Origin of the sequence: Tritonibacter scottomollicae, from assembly GCF_003003215.1 — a bacterium.
Lineage (GTDB): Bacteria > Pseudomonadota > Alphaproteobacteria > Rhodobacterales > Rhodobacteraceae > Epibacterium > Epibacterium scottomollicae.
In genome coordinates this window covers 229,527-246,234 of the sequence record NZ_PVUF01000002.1, presented here as the reverse complement: position 1 = coordinate 246,234, position 16,708 = coordinate 229,527, and the positions used below count along the sequence as shown (strand labels likewise).

General features: G+C 57.3%; 14 protein-coding genes. 4 read left to right on the top strand and 10 right to left on the bottom strand.

Annotated features, from left to right (window positions below):
* Positions 1-11 precede the first annotated feature (11 nt).
* The 8 genes from CLV89_RS05085 to cysQ all read right to left on the bottom strand — a co-directional run bounded on the left by CLV89_RS05085 (position 12) and on the right by cysQ (position 9,078).
* Positions 12-1,445 carry a sulfotransferase family 2 domain-containing protein gene (locus tag CLV89_RS05085; RefSeq protein ID WP_106162555.1) on the bottom strand — a complete coding sequence of 478 codons (1,434 nt, stop codon included), beginning with the start codon at positions 1,443-1,445 and terminating at the stop codon, positions 12-14.
* 5 nt (positions 1,446-1,450) lie between these two features.
* Complete coding sequence (locus tag CLV89_RS05080) at positions 1,451-3,151, bottom strand: DUF5927 domain-containing protein (RefSeq protein WP_106162554.1); 1,701 nt, start codon at positions 3,149-3,151, stop codon at positions 1,451-1,453.
* On the bottom strand, positions 3,148-4,134 hold the full coding sequence (locus CLV89_RS05075; RefSeq protein ID WP_106162553.1) for a glycosyltransferase family 2 protein: 987 nt from the start codon (positions 4,132-4,134) through the stop codon (positions 3,148-3,150). Before CLV89_RS05075 ends, CLV89_RS05080 begins: the two co-directional genes overlap by 4 nt.
* A gap of 159 nt (positions 4,135-4,293) precedes the next feature.
* On the bottom strand, positions 4,294-5,328 hold the full coding sequence (locus CLV89_RS05070; protein ID WP_106162552.1) for a glycosyltransferase family 2 protein: 1,035 nt from the start codon (positions 5,326-5,328) through the stop codon (positions 4,294-4,296).
* Between the two features lies 1 nt (position 5,329).
* Entirely contained in the window at positions 5,330-6,313 is a 984-nt protein-coding gene (gene galE, locus CLV89_RS05065; RefSeq protein WP_106162551.1) for a UDP-glucose 4-epimerase GalE, read from the bottom strand.
* Between the two features lie 102 nt (positions 6,314-6,415).
* Positions 6,416-7,309 carry a UTP--glucose-1-phosphate uridylyltransferase GalU gene (galU, locus tag CLV89_RS05060; RefSeq protein ID WP_106162550.1) on the bottom strand — a complete coding sequence of 298 codons (894 nt, stop codon included), beginning with the start codon at positions 7,307-7,309 and terminating at the stop codon, positions 6,416-6,418.
* 170 nt (positions 7,310-7,479) lie between these two features.
* A complete protein-coding gene (locus tag CLV89_RS05055) occupies positions 7,480-8,280 on the bottom strand; it encodes a 3-deoxy-manno-octulosonate cytidylyltransferase (protein ID WP_106162549.1) in 801 nt (266 codons plus the stop codon).
* On the bottom strand, positions 8,281-9,078 hold the full coding sequence (cysQ, locus tag CLV89_RS05050) for a 3'(2'),5'-bisphosphate nucleotidase CysQ (RefSeq protein ID WP_106162548.1): 798 nt from the start codon (positions 9,076-9,078) through the stop codon (positions 8,281-8,283).
* A gap of 120 nt (positions 9,079-9,198) precedes the next feature.
* On the opposite strand from cysQ, the gene CLV89_RS05045 reads away from it, so the two are divergent.
* Positions 9,199-10,020, top strand: coding sequence for an ABC transporter permease (locus CLV89_RS05045; protein ID WP_106162547.1), 822 nt, complete (start codon positions 9,199-9,201; stop codon positions 10,018-10,020).
* Positions 10,021-10,037: 17 nt separating this feature from the next.
* On the opposite strand, the gene CLV89_RS05040 is transcribed toward CLV89_RS05045, so the two are convergent.
* Positions 10,038-10,640: an alpha-ketoglutarate-dependent dioxygenase AlkB family protein gene (locus CLV89_RS05040; RefSeq protein ID WP_106162546.1), complete on the bottom strand. Its 603-nt coding sequence runs from the start codon at positions 10,638-10,640 to the stop codon at positions 10,038-10,040.
* A 207-nt stretch (positions 10,641-10,847) separates the two neighbouring features.
* On the opposite strand from CLV89_RS05040, the gene dnaK reads away from it, so the two are divergent.
* From dnaK to radC, 3 genes are all read left to right on the top strand, one after another.
* Entirely contained in the window at positions 10,848-12,779 is a 1,932-nt protein-coding gene (gene dnaK, locus CLV89_RS05035; RefSeq protein ID WP_106162545.1) for a molecular chaperone DnaK, read from the top strand.
* 76 nt (positions 12,780-12,855) lie between these two features.
* Positions 12,856-14,013 (top strand): molecular chaperone DnaJ, encoded by a 1,158-nt coding sequence (dnaJ, locus tag CLV89_RS05030; protein WP_106162544.1) that lies wholly within the window; start codon positions 12,856-12,858, stop codon positions 14,011-14,013.
* Positions 14,014-14,167: 154 nt separating this feature from the next.
* Positions 14,168-14,932 (top strand): RadC family protein, encoded by a 765-nt coding sequence (gene radC, locus CLV89_RS05025; protein WP_106162543.1) that lies wholly within the window; start codon positions 14,168-14,170, stop codon positions 14,930-14,932.
* Positions 14,933-15,340: 408 nt separating this feature from the next.
* On the opposite strand, the gene CLV89_RS05020 is transcribed toward radC, so the two are convergent.
* A complete protein-coding gene (locus CLV89_RS05020) occupies positions 15,341-16,669 on the bottom strand; it encodes a FliI/YscN family ATPase (RefSeq protein ID WP_106162723.1) in 1,329 nt (442 codons plus the stop codon).
* Positions 16,670-16,708: the final 39 nt, after the last annotated feature.

The following is a 16,708-nucleotide window of genomic DNA, read 5'->3' as shown; positions in this document are numbered from 1 at the left end:
GCCGACCGCGACTACGACCAATCTCCGAATCCATAGGTAAGATAGTCGCGCGCGTAGATTGACCGGCAGATGGCCTCCAGCTTGTCATCATAGATATCCGCCAACAAGAATGGCTGCCCAGTACCGGTACCACAGGCAGGGACGGAGGCTGGCTTCATGCGCCCCAGCTTGCGTGCAAGCCACGGCAGATCTTCTGTCATGTCGGCCTCTCGGAAGATAAAATCCGGTGCACCCAACTCAGAAAACCCTTTGATGATCTGCGTTTGGCTTGCCCAATGCGGATCTATGCGAATTGCGGTTTGGCCGGAAAGATTTGCTTTCAGGAAGATCAGGAATTGCTCAAACGCTGCACGATGCTGCGCGCGCGTGTAGGATTGATCTGGCTCACCTTCCGGTACAGAGAGGTCAAAACGTCGGCGCAACGTGCTGCGGATCTGGGTCATACTTCCCGTCGCCGTCGTCAATATCTTCCTGCAAAACACGTCATGTGCCCGCGCCAACGGATGCCGCACAACCGTAAAGCTGCGATGATCGGGGGTGCCGCGTCGCCATTGCCGCAGCTGTTTCTGGTTCATACCGCAGATCAGACCCTCAGCAGACACATGGTCCAACTCACCCATCCAGTTTGTCACCACTTGCTCAAGCCCGTTGCGGATCGGCATATAGAGGAGCGGCGTCACAACTCCCGCAACATATCCTGGCACTGCAGGACCACGACGTGGTTCAAAATTTGGCGTTCGCGACAGATTGAACCGATCCAAACCGGACAGCGCCGCCGCCATATCCTCAGGGTTCGTCACCTTTGATGTCACCGGAGCTGGGTTTTGCCGCTTCAAGCTGTCATCCAGAGCCTCCAGACGATCTGAAACACCGAGCCAAACTGCTAACCCATTCATCACGTCAAGGTTCTGCAGGTCCTCATACGCAATGTAAAAGCTCGTCTGACCCGTGCGTTGCATGTGGTTCAACAGCTGCACCTGAAAGGCCTGCTGATCCTCGACATGCGTGCTGAACTCCGTTGCATCAAAGGTCGCCTTGGCATCTTTGCGCCTGGCCACATTGGTCAGCTTCCACTGGCCGGTGGCCTGCGCGATTTTCCATGAGACGTAGCTGTCGAGCGGATTGCGGGTCAGGATGATCTTCGCGACGCGAGGATCATCGAGAACCAGGTCCAGAATCCGAGGATCATGATCGTGAAAGTAACGAAATCCACGTAGCGCACCCGCATCCGACCGGATCGCATCCAAGAGCTGCAAAGGCTCTGCGTCACGGGTATCTTGTGTGATTCCAAGGATCTCCGTCCGGTTTGGGTAGCCAATAAAATGCGGATTGAACGCTTCACCGTGGCAAACCACGCCCTCAAGCGCATTGAGGTTCGTCTCGAGAAAATTCGAACCTGTACGCATTTCAGCAAACACGACGAATGAGGAGAAGCTGCCGGTCATATGCTTTACTTTACCAGATAGACTTTACGCGGGCGCTGCATCGCACGGGAGGGCGTAGCCTCCACCGGGAAATCGCCCATCAGATAGGGATGCATCCCCTGATTTTTCAAATTCTGAAGAAACTGACCAAACCCGTCCAGGTCAACCAGTTGGGGCGCCTCGCCGATGTGGTTGGCGGCAGATGGCCCAATTTCGTCAATGATCGTTTGCAGATTCTCCATCGGCGCCTCGATAAACTCCGCCATGCTCCAGATGCGAATACGAGCGCTCGCCCATTGTGAGCGAAGCAGCTTCAGATGATTGGCTTCAATCCACTGCAGACGCGCAGCCTCGCGACGCAAATCGGCGAAGTTCCGGTTTGATCGGAACAGGCTCACAGCCCATGCCCCGGAAATCACCGAAATTTGCGCGTTGGTATCGCGGCTCATGAAACTGTTGGCCTTCTGCGTATCCCGCGGGCCAAACTGAAAACACTGCCGCTCTCCGCGCGTGTTCCAGATCAAATTTGCAAGAAAACTCTCGGGGTTGTGGTCACGCTGCACCGCGCTGTCGCTGAGGCAACCATTGAACAGCGGCTGAGCGCCGGAAAATTCCGCCCGCTCAGGCGCGAATAGATGCCCGTGCACCCGTGTGCCCGTTGCACGCCCGAGCCAGATTTCGAAGTCCTCGAACAACTCCGCAAACCCCTGAAACACCGAATAAGGGCCCGAGGTCAGGCCGTTCTCCGCACCGTGTCGCGGAAATCGGCTCTGCATGTAGAGCCCACGGCGGCCGCGCGTGCGTCGCTCCACCGCCTTGGCAAAGATCCTGTCGATCTTGCCGGGATTGGGCTCCGTGCGCTTCGTTTCAGCGGATGGCGGCGAGAGAAACGCCTGATAGAGCCGCTCAGCCTGAGGCCATATCTTGCGCGCAACAAAGCAATCGGACCGCCGCAACAGCTGCAGGTGGTCATCATAAAAGATGTGCGGTTTGCCCTGGTAGTCAAATTTTGACAACGTCAGTGAGCGGCTCTCGATCTTGCTGGAATGCAGGCGTGCCAGTGTCTGATAGTAGCTTTCATCTGGAATCCACACATACCGGAAATAGGCGTCGTTGCGGGGCCGCTCCGGATCGTTGAGAATGGCAGACAGCGTCTTTCGCGTCAGACACCACCACTGACTGCCCATATGCGGGACTAACCCGGCCGGAATGCGGCGACGGACCTTCAGTTTGCGCTGAACATTCACATAGGCGTCAAACAGCTTGCGCTGACGCTTCCAGGAAATGGGAAAGTGAAGCGTGAAGCGCTCCGTGCTCAAGCCACCCACGATCCACGGCACATCCGCGGTTGTCGCACTTTCGATAAAATCGGTTTCGGGTCGCTGCTGCAGGTAGTCTACCAGTTCCTGCACCGGGCGCAGTGGCAGACAGGACCCAGAGGCCAGATACACGTGACCCACATCCGGAAACTCCTTAAGCAGCAGCTCCGATGCGGACTGGGAAGCGGATACAATCCCCCATGTGCCCCACTCACAGCGATGTCGGCGGGAAAATCGCACCAGTGGGTTCTTCGATAACCGTTCGCGAAAGGCTTGGAACGTGCGCGCTTCAACCTTACGATCCACATGTATTACGACGGGGCAGCCCCCGGCCGTCCAGTGGCGCGTCACCTGCTCTGCGCGGTCAAGAGCCGTATGGACCAGCATGACGATGCCCACGGTGCTCATGCCCAGTTCCCCTTGGACATCAGGCCGAGGATTTCCAGCTGCCGCCAGTTGATGTATTTCTCACTCCACTTACACCAAAGCTCAGGCCGCTCCTGCAGCAGCTCGGCATAGGCCTTGTACTCGACCGAGCCGGCATAATGCTCGCGGCGGCGCAGCTCCTCCTGTGCCTTGGCGGAGAACGTATCGAGAAATTTGGTGTGCAGCAGGATGCCGCTGGCTTTCTCGCCACCATTGTCATCGTAGACCTGGTTCAATCCGCGCGGCAACAGCATGTGGGTCGAACTGACATAAGCGTATTTACGGCTCCACTTGACCAAAGGGATCTTGTTCAGCGCCGGAGCAATTTTGGGCCGATCCGCAAAGAAGACCCTCGCCCGCGGCCCACCCTGAATCCAGAGGTTTCCAAACCTCTCATTCTTGCGAATGGTGTAGTTCCCGCTGTCGAACCACTGAACAATATCAAGCGGATCCTGCCCCGCCTGATATGGTACCTCGTCGATACGTCCCTTGGGATAGAGGTCCAGAAGCATGGCCGAGAAACTGCGAATACGGGATTCATCAAGCCAGTCTGTAAGCGCCCGCACCGGACGTGTATCGCAAAAGGGGTAAACGAAGAACTCATCCGGATCGACAACGAGCGACCAGTGACCATCGGCGTATTTGCGCAGCAGGTAGTTCATCCAATCGACACCAAAGGTCGCCCGCTTGTAGCTGGACTTGCTGTGCCAAACCGACACGTCGGACATGCCCTTCAGGTAGGACAGACAACCATCGTCTGAATCATTATCCACAAAGAAGAAGTGATTTACGCCAAGGCTACGGTAGTACTGCAGAAAATATGGAAGGCGAATTGTCTCGTTGCGGAATGTCGAGAACAGCAGGATATCACCCGGACGAATTCGACCGGTATTGTCCTGCACCGTACGCAACTCACGCGATTTGCGCAGCGCCCGAAGGAGCCGACGCTTCCGCTTCAGGCGCATGCGATACGAGTCCCAGCCCTTCACCAGTAAACTGCCCCCAACTGAACACCGCTGGCCAAACCATCAGCCAGGCTATTATCTCTTTTCAGCCATATATCTCATGTAAACATAATGGAAACAATGCGTATAGAAACCATTGCCGACCTCACATAATCGGTCTCAGCCTGACCAGTTTCCACGCGTCATCAACCCTAGCGATTCCAAATGCTGCCAGCCTTGATATCGCTCAGACTCGCTATGCCAGAGGGTCGGGTTTTCGCTCAGACGATCATAGTACTCATCATATCGGTCCGCGTGCGTGAAATGCTCTCCACGCGTCTTCTCCGTGACTGATTTATCGACGATTTCATCCAGGAACTTTGTGTGCAAGAAGATGCCAGTTGGCATCCCGCTGCGCGCGTCAAAGACTGCATTCAGACGTCGCGGCAGCGCGATATGGGTTGAGCTGACATAGGCGTAGCGGCGGTTCCAACGGACCAACGGCACCTTGTGGAGATGCGGTGCGAAGTCGGGGCAGTCCGCAAAGAACAGTCGCTGCCGGGGGCCGCCCCGGATTGAAATATTCCCGTATTTCAACTGGCGTTCCCATGTATAACCCCAGCCGTCGAACCAGCTCAATGTGCGCGTGGGGTCGTCGCCCACAGTGTAGGCCTGCTCCGCAACTGGGCCTTTGGGGTACATATCCAACATCATTGCACCAAACGCGGGAACCCCCTGCGCATCCAGCCACGCAGTCAGATCCCCAAGGCCGCGATGCTCCATATGCGGGATTACCAGCAGCTCATCCGCATCCGCCGTCAGGCACCAATGCCCGTGGCCATAACGGATCTGTAGCCACGTCAGCCAATCGACGCCAAATCGCGCCGCCTTATAGCTGGCCCCGGTGGTCCAAAGCGACACATCCGGCTGCTCTGCCAGAAACGCCTGCGTATCATCAGTGCTGCCGTTATCGACAAAGAGAAAATGCCCGACTCCCAGTCGTCGGTAATGTGTCAGGAAATACGGGAGCCGGCGGCATTCATTGCGCACCGTAGACAGGCACAGGATACTATCGGTCGCGCGCTGGTCGGTGCGATCCGCGATCACCCGAAGTGCATGACGGGCCTGCAGACCGCGCCAAAGCAAACGTCGTCGTTTCCATCGCATACGGTAGGCCGCGAGAAGCGCGCTATGCCACCCATGGCCAGCCGACATATCAGCGCTCGTACTGACCGACTTGATGCCATTGCCATGCGTCGGCGATCATCTTCTCAAGCGTTGAGCGCTTTGGCTCCCAGCCCAGTTCCTCGCTGGCTCGCGTCGAGCCCGACACCAGCTTGGTGCAATCACCGGCCCGCCGATCGCCAACGGAATATGGCACCTCCTGATTGGTGACCGCACGGGAATGATCAATCACTTCGCGCACCGAGAAGCCCGACCCGGTGCCAAGGTTGAACACCCGGCTGCCCTTGCCGTTTTCCAGCCACTTCAACCCAAGGACATGCGCGTTAACAAGGTCGCAGACATGAACGTAATCGCGAATGCAGGTTCCATCGGGCGTGTCATAATCCGTCCCAAACACCGTCAGCGCCGCACGTTCGCCTCGGATCGCCTGGATCATCAACGGGATCAAATGTGTCTCCGGTTGATGAAACTCACCAACCTCGGCCTCTGGATCCGCACCAGCGACGTTGAAGTAGCGAAAGATCACCGACCGCAGTCCATATGCAGCCTCGAAATCTCCAAGGATGTCTTCGACCGCGCGCTTTGATGCGCCATAGGCGTTCAGTGGCTTTTGCGGTGTTGCCTCATCCAGCACAACATTGTCGTGCTCACCATAGGTGGCGCAGGTCGAGGAAAACACGAAATTCATACAGCCCGCATGAACGGCCGCTTCAATCAGGCATAACGAGCCACCGACATTGTTTGCCCAATACCGACCGGGCTGGCTCATAGCCTCGCCAACCTGACTCAGTGCCGCAAAGTGCATGACAGCGGCTGGTTGGTACTTCGCAAAAACCTCATCAAGGCGGGCGCGATCCGTCAGTTCGCCGCGTTCAAACGGGCCGAATTTCACCGCATCCTGCCAGCCCGTCACGAGATTATCGTAGGTGACGGGTGTATAGCCAGCCAGTTTCAGTGCCTTGCAAGCATGAGAGCCGATATAACCAGCCCCTCCTGTTACCAGTACATAGGTCAATGCGGGTCTTCTCCTGCAACAAATAGTTCGCCTGCACTTTGCACAGAAAGAGCCGTCCCTTCAAACAGGGCAGGCTCGAACTGTCGTGTGGAAATGCGAAATTTACTCGGCGGCCCGACGACCTTGTGTGATGGTCGTGATGTAATTCATCAGGTCATCACGCAGTTCTTCGCGCTCCAACGCGAAAGCCACGGTTGCCTGCAAGAAGCCGGATTTCGAACCACAATCAAACCTCTCGCCTTCAAAGCGGTAGCCATACACTGGCACATCGGATGAGATGTCCGCGGCGATAGCATCGGTGAGTTGGATCTCCCCGCCAGCGCCTTGCTTGAGTTGGTTCAAATTGCGCAAAACCGAAGGGGACAGGATATAGCGCCCAATCACCGCGAGGTTCGAAGGTGCATCCTCAGCTTTGGGTTTTTCGACCATCCCATTAACCGATACAACGGACCCCATGTCCTCCTTTACATCGAGCACGCCATAAGACGACGTTTTCTCGGGCGCGACTTCCATAGCCGCCACCATGTTGCCTCCAGTCTCGGCATAGGCCTCGACCATCTGCTGGAGGCAGGGCTTTTCTCCCGCGATGACATCATCAGGCAAAATCACCGCGAATGGCTCATCTGCGATCAGGCGACGCGCACACCACACAGCGTGGCCCAGCCCCAAAGCCTTGTGCTGGCGAATGTAGGCAATCGCTCCGGAATCCATATTGGTGGATTTGAGCACTTCGAGCAGATCGTCCTTGCCCTTCTTACGCAGCTCCTGCTCAAGAACTGGAGAATGATCGAAATAATCCTCCAACGCCCCCTTGCCGCGCGACGTAACGAAGATGAACTCCTTGATCCCTGCAGCCCGCGCCTCATCAATGGCGTACTGCACCAACGGACGATCAACCAGCGTCATGATTTCCTTGGGTACGGACTTTGTTGCAGGCAGAAAACGTGTCCCCAGACCGGCGACTGGAAAGATAGCTTTGGTGACTTTTCTACGCATTTAAACTCTCAATTTTCTAAGGACACGAGTGCGCATTCCCATTGCCTCGCAAGAGGATCGCATCTCGGGTACTACAATTCGCGCAGTGCATGGCTCGGATCAGGGCTCCCGGCACCACTGCACAACTCAATTTAACATGGTGAGACCCATAGGGTTCTAGAAAAACCAACCTAGCTCAGGCCCATTTTTCGCATCATGTGCTCAATTTTCGGCATATCTTGCGGATTGTTGAGTTCCCAGAACTCTCGACCACGCGCCTCGACCTCGACGCAGAGGATCTTGCGCCCGTTCTCCAGAAACCGCAGCTGCTCCAACCCTTCGAGTGTTTCGAGCGGCCCCACCTTCCACTGCGGATAAGCCTTCAGCGCGTCCGGACGATAGGCGTAGACACCGACGTGATGGAACACAGGGGTCTCATCCGCATCCTGGTAGGTCTCGGCACAGAACGGGATGACTTCCTTCGAGAAATAGAGCGCACTATGATCGCCAGAGAATACGGCGGTCGTCCCACCAACACGCCCGGACCGGCGATCTTCCAACAAACTGTTGAGTGTGCTGCCGTCGCACCGCAAAACCGGCGTCGCCAGCCCCATGCCAGTTGCATCCTTCAATCCAGAAATCAGGTCCTCGATGAACCATGGCGGTGTCAGAGGCGCGTCCCCTTGCAGATTGACCACAATTTCGTAGCCTCCGCCCAGTGCCGCATGGGCCTCCGCACATCGTTCAGTTCCGTTGGCGCAGTCTGCAGACGTCATAACAACTTCTGCTCCGAAGCCTTCCGACACGGTTCTGATCCGGTCGTCATCGGTCGCAACGACAACCCGGTCCACACCCTGAACCTCCATTGCAGCGCGCCAAGATCTCTCGATAAGCGTGCGCGTCTGGCCAGACGCACCGGTCAGCTCCGCGAGCGGCTTGCCGGGAAAACGAGAGGACGCATAGCGTGCCGGGATCACGATGAGAACGGACATTCAGGCCTCTTTCAATTCGACACCAGGGGCATAGGCGATGAAAAACGGATTGGCGTATCCCTCTTTTCCATACCGCAGCGGGCTGTGATCGTCGTAACGGACCACCGCGCCTCCTGCACCGCTCAGGACCGCATGACCTGCTGCCGTATCCCATTCCATCGTGCGCCCGACGCGCGGATAGAGATCAGCCTCACCTGTCGCGACAAGGCAGAACTTCAAAGACGATCCGGCGCTCTTCATGTCCTTTACGCTGTATTTATTGATGTAATCGTCCGTGGCTTGGTCCCGATGCGATTTAGAGGCGACCACCATCAGCGCGTCATTGTCGCTCGCGGCCACGCGAAGTTGCGTGGTGGTGCCAGCGGCTTCCAGGCCAAACGGACCCTGCTCCTCCACCGAAGAGCCGTCAGCAAGAGTGTAGAACATACGATCACGTGCCGGGGCGTACACCACACCGCGGGTCGGAACACCGGCCTCGACGAAGGCGATGTTCACGGTGAAGTCGCCACGACGGTTGATAAACTCCTTGGTTCCATCCAACGGATCCACAATCAGGAACGTATCACCCTTGCTCTTGTGAGAGTCGGCCTGTTCCTCGGTCACCAGCATGATATCCGGGAACGCCGCGCGCAAACCGGCCGAGATCAATGCGTCGGCTGCCTCATCTGCCTCGGTAACCGGACTGTCGTCTGATTTGACTTTTACGTCGAAATCATCCGCCTCGTAGATCTCCATGATCTTTTGCCCAGCTTCCAGCGCAAGACGTCGCATCGCGACGACCAGATCGTCATAATTCACCGTAAGACCCCCCAAAGATCCACATGTTGCCACAAAGAATTGCGCTTCTTATGCTTACTTCGCAATGGGTCAGCAAGGAATCCATGCGATTATAGGCAACACACTGCTGAAATTGAGGCCATGTTTCGATATCGCACCGATAGGTCATCGCTGTCCCGCGCCATTACACTGAGTGAAGTTGTCTTTCACTCGGTCGTGCGCAGCATTCGCTCGAAACATCACAACGCTTTTTTCGCGTTGGGTATGAACATCATTCAGGCTGTGATGTTCGTGATGTTCTTTTACTTCATGTTCACTGTTCTCGGCATGCGAGGCGCGGCAATCCGTGGAGACTTTCTTCTCTACATGATGTCAGGCGTCTTCCTGTTCATGACACACACCAAAACCGTCGGCGCGGTTGTTGGCGCTGAAGGCCCGTCGAGCCCGATGATGCAGCATGCGCCAATGAACACAACCATTGCGATTCTATCCGCAGCGATCGGGGCACTCTATGTTCAGGTGCTGTCGATGCTGATCATCCTGTTCATCTATCACGTCGCCTTCACGCCGATCCAGATTGAAGAGCCCATTCCGGCCTTTGGCATGTTGCTGCTCGGCTGGGCGTCGGGTGCGGCCATCGGCTTGGTACTATATGTTCTGAAACCCTGGATGCCGGGCCTGATCGGGATTATCTCAACGGTCTATCAGCGCTCCAACATGCTGTTTTCCGGCAAAATGGTGCTCGCCAACACGCTACCCGGAAACATGTTGCCGCTGTTCATATGGAACCCCCTGTTTCACGTCATCGATCAGGCCCGCGGCTATATTTTCATCAATTACAACCCGCATGTCACTTGGTGGGAATACACGGCTTGGTTGGCACTCGTGTTCTTTGTCCTTGGCCTGATGGGCGAGTTTTACACACGCCGTGCGGTCTCCCTCAGCTGGAGCGCCCGTCGCTGATCCCGGCATTGCGATTGTCAGGTCACCACCCTCAGTGTGAGATTGACCCGCCCTCCCTTCGGCAACAGGCGCGACGACTTGAAACGAATACGGTCAACGCCGTGATAGGCCAGCCGAGCCGGACCACCCATCACGACCACATCGCCTGAATTGAGCCAGATCGACTCGGTCTTTTCCTTGCGGCTTGTACCTCCGATCCGCAGCAACCCATCATCGCCAAGCGAAATCGAAACCACAGGATAGGAAAAATCCGCCTCATCCTTGTCCTGATGCAAACCCATCCGCGCGCCTTCACCGTAGTAGTTGAACAGGCAGCACTCCGGCGCGCGTTCAGAATCAACCAACCCATGCCAGACATCGAGCACCTCGGCGGGGATGCCGGGCCAGGGCCGTCCGGACGGATGCTCGGCCTCATAGCGATATCCGCTGCTGTCACTAAACCAGCCGAAGGCGCCGGCCGACGTCATGCGGACTGACATCTTCCCACTCCCCGGCACATCGGGCGCGAACAACGGCGCAGAACGCAGAACCGGGCGCAAAGCTTCGATGAGCGCGCGCTGCGTCTCTGGGGGCAGGAAACCCTTGTGAATTTCGAATCCACGCACCTTCAGTCGCGTCATTTACCCAATCTTCACTCTGTTTGTCGCAAAAGCGTTCAGAATTGCCCATAACAGGGCAATCGTGCGGTTGCAGGGGTGATTTTCGCTCCCTATATACGCCGGGAAGCGGTCGGGTGCAGACCCTATCGCAACTGAATCGGGGCCGGAATGCCAAAACGGGTTTCGGCTTCGGGTAATCGCCTTGTGAAGTAAAAGGGATCAAACACAATGAGCAAAGTGATCGGGATCGACCTCGGTACCACCAACTCCTGCGTTGCCATCATGGATGGGTCTCAGCCCCGCGTGATTGAAAACGCCGAAGGTGCGCGCACCACCCCCTCCATCGTCGCCTTCACCGATGAAGAGCGCCTTGTTGGCCAGCCGGCAAAACGCCAGGCCGTGACCAACCCGGACAACACCATTTTTGGTGTGAAGCGCCTCGTCGGTCGTCGGTTCGACGATAGCGACCTCGCCAAGGACAAGAAAAACCTGCCGTTCGCCGTCGTTGACGGTGGCAATGGTGATGCGTGGGTAGAAGCCAAGACCGAGACCTATTCTCCCTCCCAGATTTCCGCTTTCATCCTCGGCAAGATGAAAGAAACCGCGGAGAGCTACCTGAGCGAAGAAGTAACCCAGGCGGTCATCACCGTTCCGGCCTACTTCAACGACGCCCAGCGTCAGGCCACCAAAGACGCCGGCAAAATCGCCGGTCTCGAAGTGCTGCGCATCATCAACGAGCCGACCGCGGCTGCGCTTGCCTATGGCCTCGACAAAGCTGAGACTCAGACCATCGCAGTCTATGACCTTGGTGGTGGTACCTTCGACGTCACCATCCTCGAAATCGACGATGGTCTGTTCGAAGTAAAATCCACCAACGGCGACACGTTCCTCGGCGGTGAAGACTTCGACATGCGCATCGTGAACTACCTCGCTGGTGAGTTCAAAAAAGAGCATGGCGTTGACCTGACCAAGGACAAGATGGCGCTGCAGCGTCTGAAAGAAGCCGCCGAGAAAGCAAAGATCGAGCTGTCCTCCTCCAGCCAGACCGAGATCAACCAGCCGTTCATCTCGATGGACTCCTCCACCGGCCAGCCGCTGCACATGGTTATGAAGCTGACCCGTGCGAAGCTGGAAAGCCTCGTCGGTGACCTGATCAAGAACTCCATGAAGCCCTGCGCCGCAGCGCTGAAGGATGCGGGCCTCTCTGCGTCCGACATCGATGAGGTGGTTCTGGTCGGTGGTATGACCCGGATGCCGAAAGTCATCGAAGAGGTGACCAAGTTCTTCGGGAAGGAACCGCACAAGGGTGTGAACCCGGACGAAGTGGTCGCCATGGGCGCCGCCATTCAGGCTGGCGTTCTGCAGGGCGACGTGAAGGACGTTGTTCTTCTGGACGTGACCCCGCTGTCGCTGGGTATCGAGACCCTCGGTGGCGTCTTCACCCGCCTGATCGACCGCAACACCACGATCCCCACGAAGAAGTCTCAGGTCTTCTCCACCGCTGAGGATCACCAGAACGCCGTGACAATCCGGTGTTTCCAGGGTGAGCGCGAAATGGCGTCCGACAACAAGATGCTCGGCCAGTTCAACCTTGAGGACATCCCGCCGGCACCGCGCGGCATGCCGCAGATCGAAGTGACCTTCGACATCGATGCCAACGGGATCGTTTCCGTGTCTGCCAAGGACAAGGGCACCGGCAAAGAGCAGAAGATCACCATCCAGGCCTCCGGTGGTCTCTCGGACGACGACATCGAAAAGATGGTGCAGGACGCCGAAGACAATGCCGAGGCGGACAAGGAACGTCGCGAGCTGATCGAAGCCCGCAACCAAGCCGAAAGCCTGATCCACTCGACCGAGAAATCTGTCGAGGAGCACGGCGACAAGGTCGATCCGTCCACCGTCGAAGCGATCGAGCTGTCGATTGCCGCGCTGAAGGATGATCTGGAAGGCGACAAGGCGAACGCCGAGAAGATCAAATCCGGCATCCAGAACGTCACCGAAGCGGCGATGCGTCTGGGCGAGGCGATCTACAAGGCTCAGGCGGACGAAGGTGGCGAGGCGGATGAACCCGCAGCAGCCGATGATGAAGCGTCCTCTGGCTCTGCAAACGATGACATCGTTGATGCCGAGTTCGAGGATCTGGACGACAACAAGCGCTAAGGCTGCACCTTGGCCAAAGGTGGGCCGGTCCGATCCCGGGCCGGCCCTCTTTCGTTGAGGCAGAAGGGATTTTCCGATGTCAAAACGTGACTACTACGAGGTGCTCGGGGTCTCTAAAGGGGCCAGCGCCGACGAGATCAAAAAGGGCTTTCGCAAGAAGGCCAAGGAGCTGCACCCGGACCAAAATTCCGACAATCCGGATGCAGAAGCACAGTTCAAGGAAGCCAACGAAGCCTATGACGTTCTGAAAGATGCAGAACGCAAGGCTGCCTATGATCGCTATGGTCATGCCGCCTTCGAAAACGGCATGGGCGGTGGCGGTGGCGGCGGACGTCCCGGCGGCCACCCAGGCGGTGACTTCTCTTCCGCCTTCTCCGACGTGTTCGACGACCTGTTCGGAGATTTCATGGGCGGTGGCGGACGCGGAGGTGGGCGCCAACGCGCATCTCGCGGGGCAGACCTGCGCTACAATCTGCGCCTGTCCCTTGAGGAAGCCTTTGCCGGGCTGCACAAGACCATCAACGTGCCGACCTCTGTCAGCTGTTCCTCCTGCGAGGGCACGGGGGCCGAGGGTGGTGCAGAGCCCACAACATGCCCCACCTGTTCCGGCATGGGCAAGGTACGCGCTCAGCAGGGCTTCTTCACCGTCGAACGCACCTGTCCGACCTGTTCGGGTCTTGGTCAGATGATCAAGAACCCCTGCAAGACCTGCCACGGTCACGGCAGGGTGGAAAAGGATCGTTCGCTTTCCGTGAACATCCCCGCAGGTGTTGAAACCGGCACTCGCATTCGACTTGCCGGCGAAGGCGAGGCAGGCTTGCGCGGTGGCCCGCCCGGCGATCTCTACATCTTCATCGAGGTCGCGCGGCACGAGTTGTTCGAGCGTGAAGGCAACAATCTCCATTGTCGCGTCCCGGTCTCCATGGCCAAGGCGGCGCTGGGTGGCGCCATTGAGGTGCCCACCATCGACGGTGGTCGTGGCCGCGTCCAGATCCCAGAGGGCAGCCAATCCGGCCGTCAGATGCGCCTGCGCAACAAGGGCATGCCTGCGCTTCGCGGTGGCGGCGTTGGTGATATGTTCATCGAGCTTGCGGTGGAAACGCCAGTCAGCCTGACCGCCCGTCAGAAGGAGATCTTGAAGGAGTTTGATGAGCTTTCGGAGGAAAACAACAATCCCGAAAGCCGTAGCTTCTTCTCTTCCGTCAAAAGCTTCTGGGACGGCATGAAGGGCTGAACCACGAGGCAAACACCAAGTAGCCGGGCCATCGAATTCGAAGGCCCGGCTTATTCTGTAAAACGCCCATTGGGCGTTTTTCTTTTTGATAGTATCACGCAGACAATCGCAGGCGTTAAGAACTCGCTAACCATATCGCCCTCACCATGGAGTGATGGGAAAGCCTGGTCATTTCAACGAACAGATGCTCCCCTTATTCGGGGACAATGACGAAGCTCCTGCGACCTCTGTGCCGCAAGGGCGCCTCCCATCTTACATCAAGGATCATCGCGCCCGATTGCGCGCACGTTTCATGAGCGGTGGTGCAGACGCCATGCCCGACTACGAGCTGCTAGAGTTGATCCTGTTCCGCTCTATCCCGCGCAAAGATGTCAAACCTCTTGCGCGCGCGTTGCTGGACCAATTCGGTGACTTCAATCGTGTCGTCAGCGCCTCTCCGGAACGGCTTTCGAAGATGTCTGGCATTGGTGACGCAGTCATCTGCGATCTAAAGGTCATCCAATCTGCCGCCCAACGCATGTCCCGGGCTAGAATCATGCAGCGACAAGTGATTTCCAGCTGGGACGCGCTTCTGGATTACTGCCACACCACCATGGCCCACCGTGAAACCGAGCAGTTCCGCGTGCTCTTTCTCGACCGCAAGAACGTTCTCATCGCCGATGAAGAGCAGGCGGAGGGCACCGTGGACCACGTTCCCGTCTATCCTCGCGAGGTTGCAAAACGTGCGCTGGAACTGAACGCCAGTGCGATCATTCTCGTACACAATCATCCATCTGGCGACCCAACTCCGTCGCAGTCCGACATAGCGATGACACGCAAAATTGAGATGGCCCTGGAAGCGCTCAGCATCACGCTACATGATCATCTGATTATAGGTGCCTCGGCGGAACTTTCCTTTCGATCTGACGGGCTTCTTTGATCCCACACCCAGAATGCTACACATTGGGCGCAATGGACGTGCCCCGCTCGCGTGCCATCTCTGGTGCTCGTTCAAACCAATTTGCTTTCGAAACCGACCGGACCGTTGTCACCACGCTGAGTGCCTCGGGCGCAGGTAGCAAATGCGGCTGATGTGCTGGAGTATTGCCACTTCAGTGGATCGGCATCTAACCGTCTCGCATCGACGGAAGTGCCTACAGGCACAGTTTTTCATACCTGAATCCAAGATAAAGGTATGAAAAACTCTCTGGTAACTGTGATCAAGGCGCTTACTCAATTCTAGCAAGGGCCTCAGTATCAGTTAAAAGCTCAGCGCGGAGGGACGGATAGAACACACCGCTTTCGACGCTGAAAGCGCGATCACTGGTGCACAGTAGAGAGACTACCGTCAGCGACCACTGCCAGCCCTGCGCAGGAGAAGCGCCAGTCGGTTGAAACTGCCCTTAACCCCATCTGCTTCTGCACGGCCGAAGAAACCGTCGAGTTCCGGCCAAATCTTCACAGCCTGATCGAGAACAAGATCGTTCCCCTCTGAGTAAAGGCCCGCACGGATCATCACCTCGGATTGCTCATAGGCGCCAAGGAATCTGCGAACCGCAAGAATCATTTCATTCTCATCCTTTGTGGCCGCCGCTGGAAGACTTCGCGATACCGAGCGGGAGACATCAATCGCCGGGAAGCGCCCACGTTCAGCGATTTCACGGTTGAGTACAATGTGCCCGTCCAAGACCCCGCGCAGGATATCTGCTATCGGCTCGTCCATATCCGAGCCCGCGACAAGAACACTGAACACCGCCGTGATGTCGCCCTGCCCGTCCGAACCGGGCCCAGCACGCTCACACAAACCTGTGATAAGCGGCGTTACGGAAGGGGGAAACCCACGCAAAGCCGGGGCCTCGCCGGAGGCGACGGCGATCTCACGATGCGCCTCGGCAAAACGTGTGATCGAATCCGCCATGAAGAGCACGTTGAGACCCTGATCTCGGTAGTGTTCTGCCACGGACATCGCGGCCCATGCGCACCGGCGGCGCACCAACGCCGATTGGTCCGATGTCGCAGCCACAACGACTGCACGCTTCATACCCTCGGGGCCCAGAACCTCTTTTACGAAGTGATTGACCTCGCGTCCGCGCTCGCCGATCAGCGCCATGACAACCACGTCTGCTTCCATGTTCTCGGCCAATTGCGCCATCAGGGTGGATTTCCCGACCCCGGAACCTGCGAACAGACCAATACGTTGCCCAGTCACGATCGGCAGCACCGTGTTGAGAATCGCAAGGCCAGTGGACAATCGTTTCCCCAAACCGCGGCGCGCCGCTGCCTTGGGTGGGCTGGCCATGAGATCACGACTGTCGACCCCGCCCAACATCGGCTTACCGTCCAGTGGCTCTCCGAACGGATCAATCACGCGACCTATCCAACTGTTGTCCGGCGCGAACTCCGGCGTCTGGAACAGCAGCACCGCATCACCGATAGACGCACGTTCAGGCGCGGTGTCTGGCAGCATTCGAATATGCTCCGCACCGATCGCCAGTACCTCTCCATGCAGATCATCCTGTTTGCCGCGACGCAACACCAACCGGTCCCCGATGCGCGCCTGATCTTCGAGACCTGATACTTCGATCTCGCCACCGGAAATTCCGGTCACCCGTCCCATTGGGGCCGCCAGCCGAGTATTGGCCAGTTCTTGGCTGAGCGCCTGGATCGATTTCATCATCTGCGGGTTCTCCAACATTCCTCTGAAAACAATTTCTAA

Excerpts from the sequence above, each read along its gene's own strand:
- CLV89_RS05085 (WP_106162555.1), bottom strand. The coding sequence starts at position 1,445 with ATGACCGGCAGCTTCTCCTCATTCGTCGTGTTTGCTGAAATGCGTACA.
- CLV89_RS05080 (WP_106162554.1), bottom strand. The coding sequence starts at position 3,151 with ATGAGCACCGTGGGCATCGTCATGCTGGTCCATACGGCTCTTGACCGC.
- CLV89_RS05075 (WP_106162553.1), bottom strand. The coding sequence starts at position 4,134 with ATGCGCCTGAAGCGGAAGCGTCGGCTCCTTCGGGCGCTGCGCAAATCG.
- CLV89_RS05070 (WP_106162552.1), bottom strand. The coding sequence starts at position 5,328 with ATGTCGGCTGGCCATGGGTGGCATAGCGCGCTTCTCGCGGCCTACCGT.
- galU (WP_106162550.1), bottom strand. The coding sequence starts at position 7,309 with ATGCGTAGAAAAGTCACCAAAGCTATCTTTCCAGTCGCCGGTCTGGGG.
- CLV89_RS05055 (WP_106162549.1), bottom strand. The coding sequence starts at position 8,280 with ATGTCCGTTCTCATCGTGATCCCGGCACGCTATGCGTCCTCTCGTTTT.
- CLV89_RS05045 (WP_106162547.1), top strand. The coding sequence starts at position 9,199 with ATGTTTCGATATCGCACCGATAGGTCATCGCTGTCCCGCGCCATTACA.
- CLV89_RS05040 (WP_106162546.1), bottom strand. The coding sequence starts at position 10,640 with ATGACGCGACTGAAGGTGCGTGGATTCGAAATTCACAAGGGTTTCCTG.
- dnaK (WP_106162545.1), top strand. The coding sequence starts at position 10,848 with ATGAGCAAAGTGATCGGGATCGACCTCGGTACCACCAACTCCTGCGTT.
- dnaJ (WP_106162544.1), top strand. The coding sequence starts at position 12,856 with ATGTCAAAACGTGACTACTACGAGGTGCTCGGGGTCTCTAAAGGGGCC.
- radC (WP_106162543.1), top strand. The coding sequence starts at position 14,168 with ATGGGAAAGCCTGGTCATTTCAACGAACAGATGCTCCCCTTATTCGGG.
- CLV89_RS05020 (WP_106162723.1), bottom strand. The coding sequence starts at position 16,669 with ATGATGAAATCGATCCAGGCGCTCAGCCAAGAACTGGCCAATACTCGG.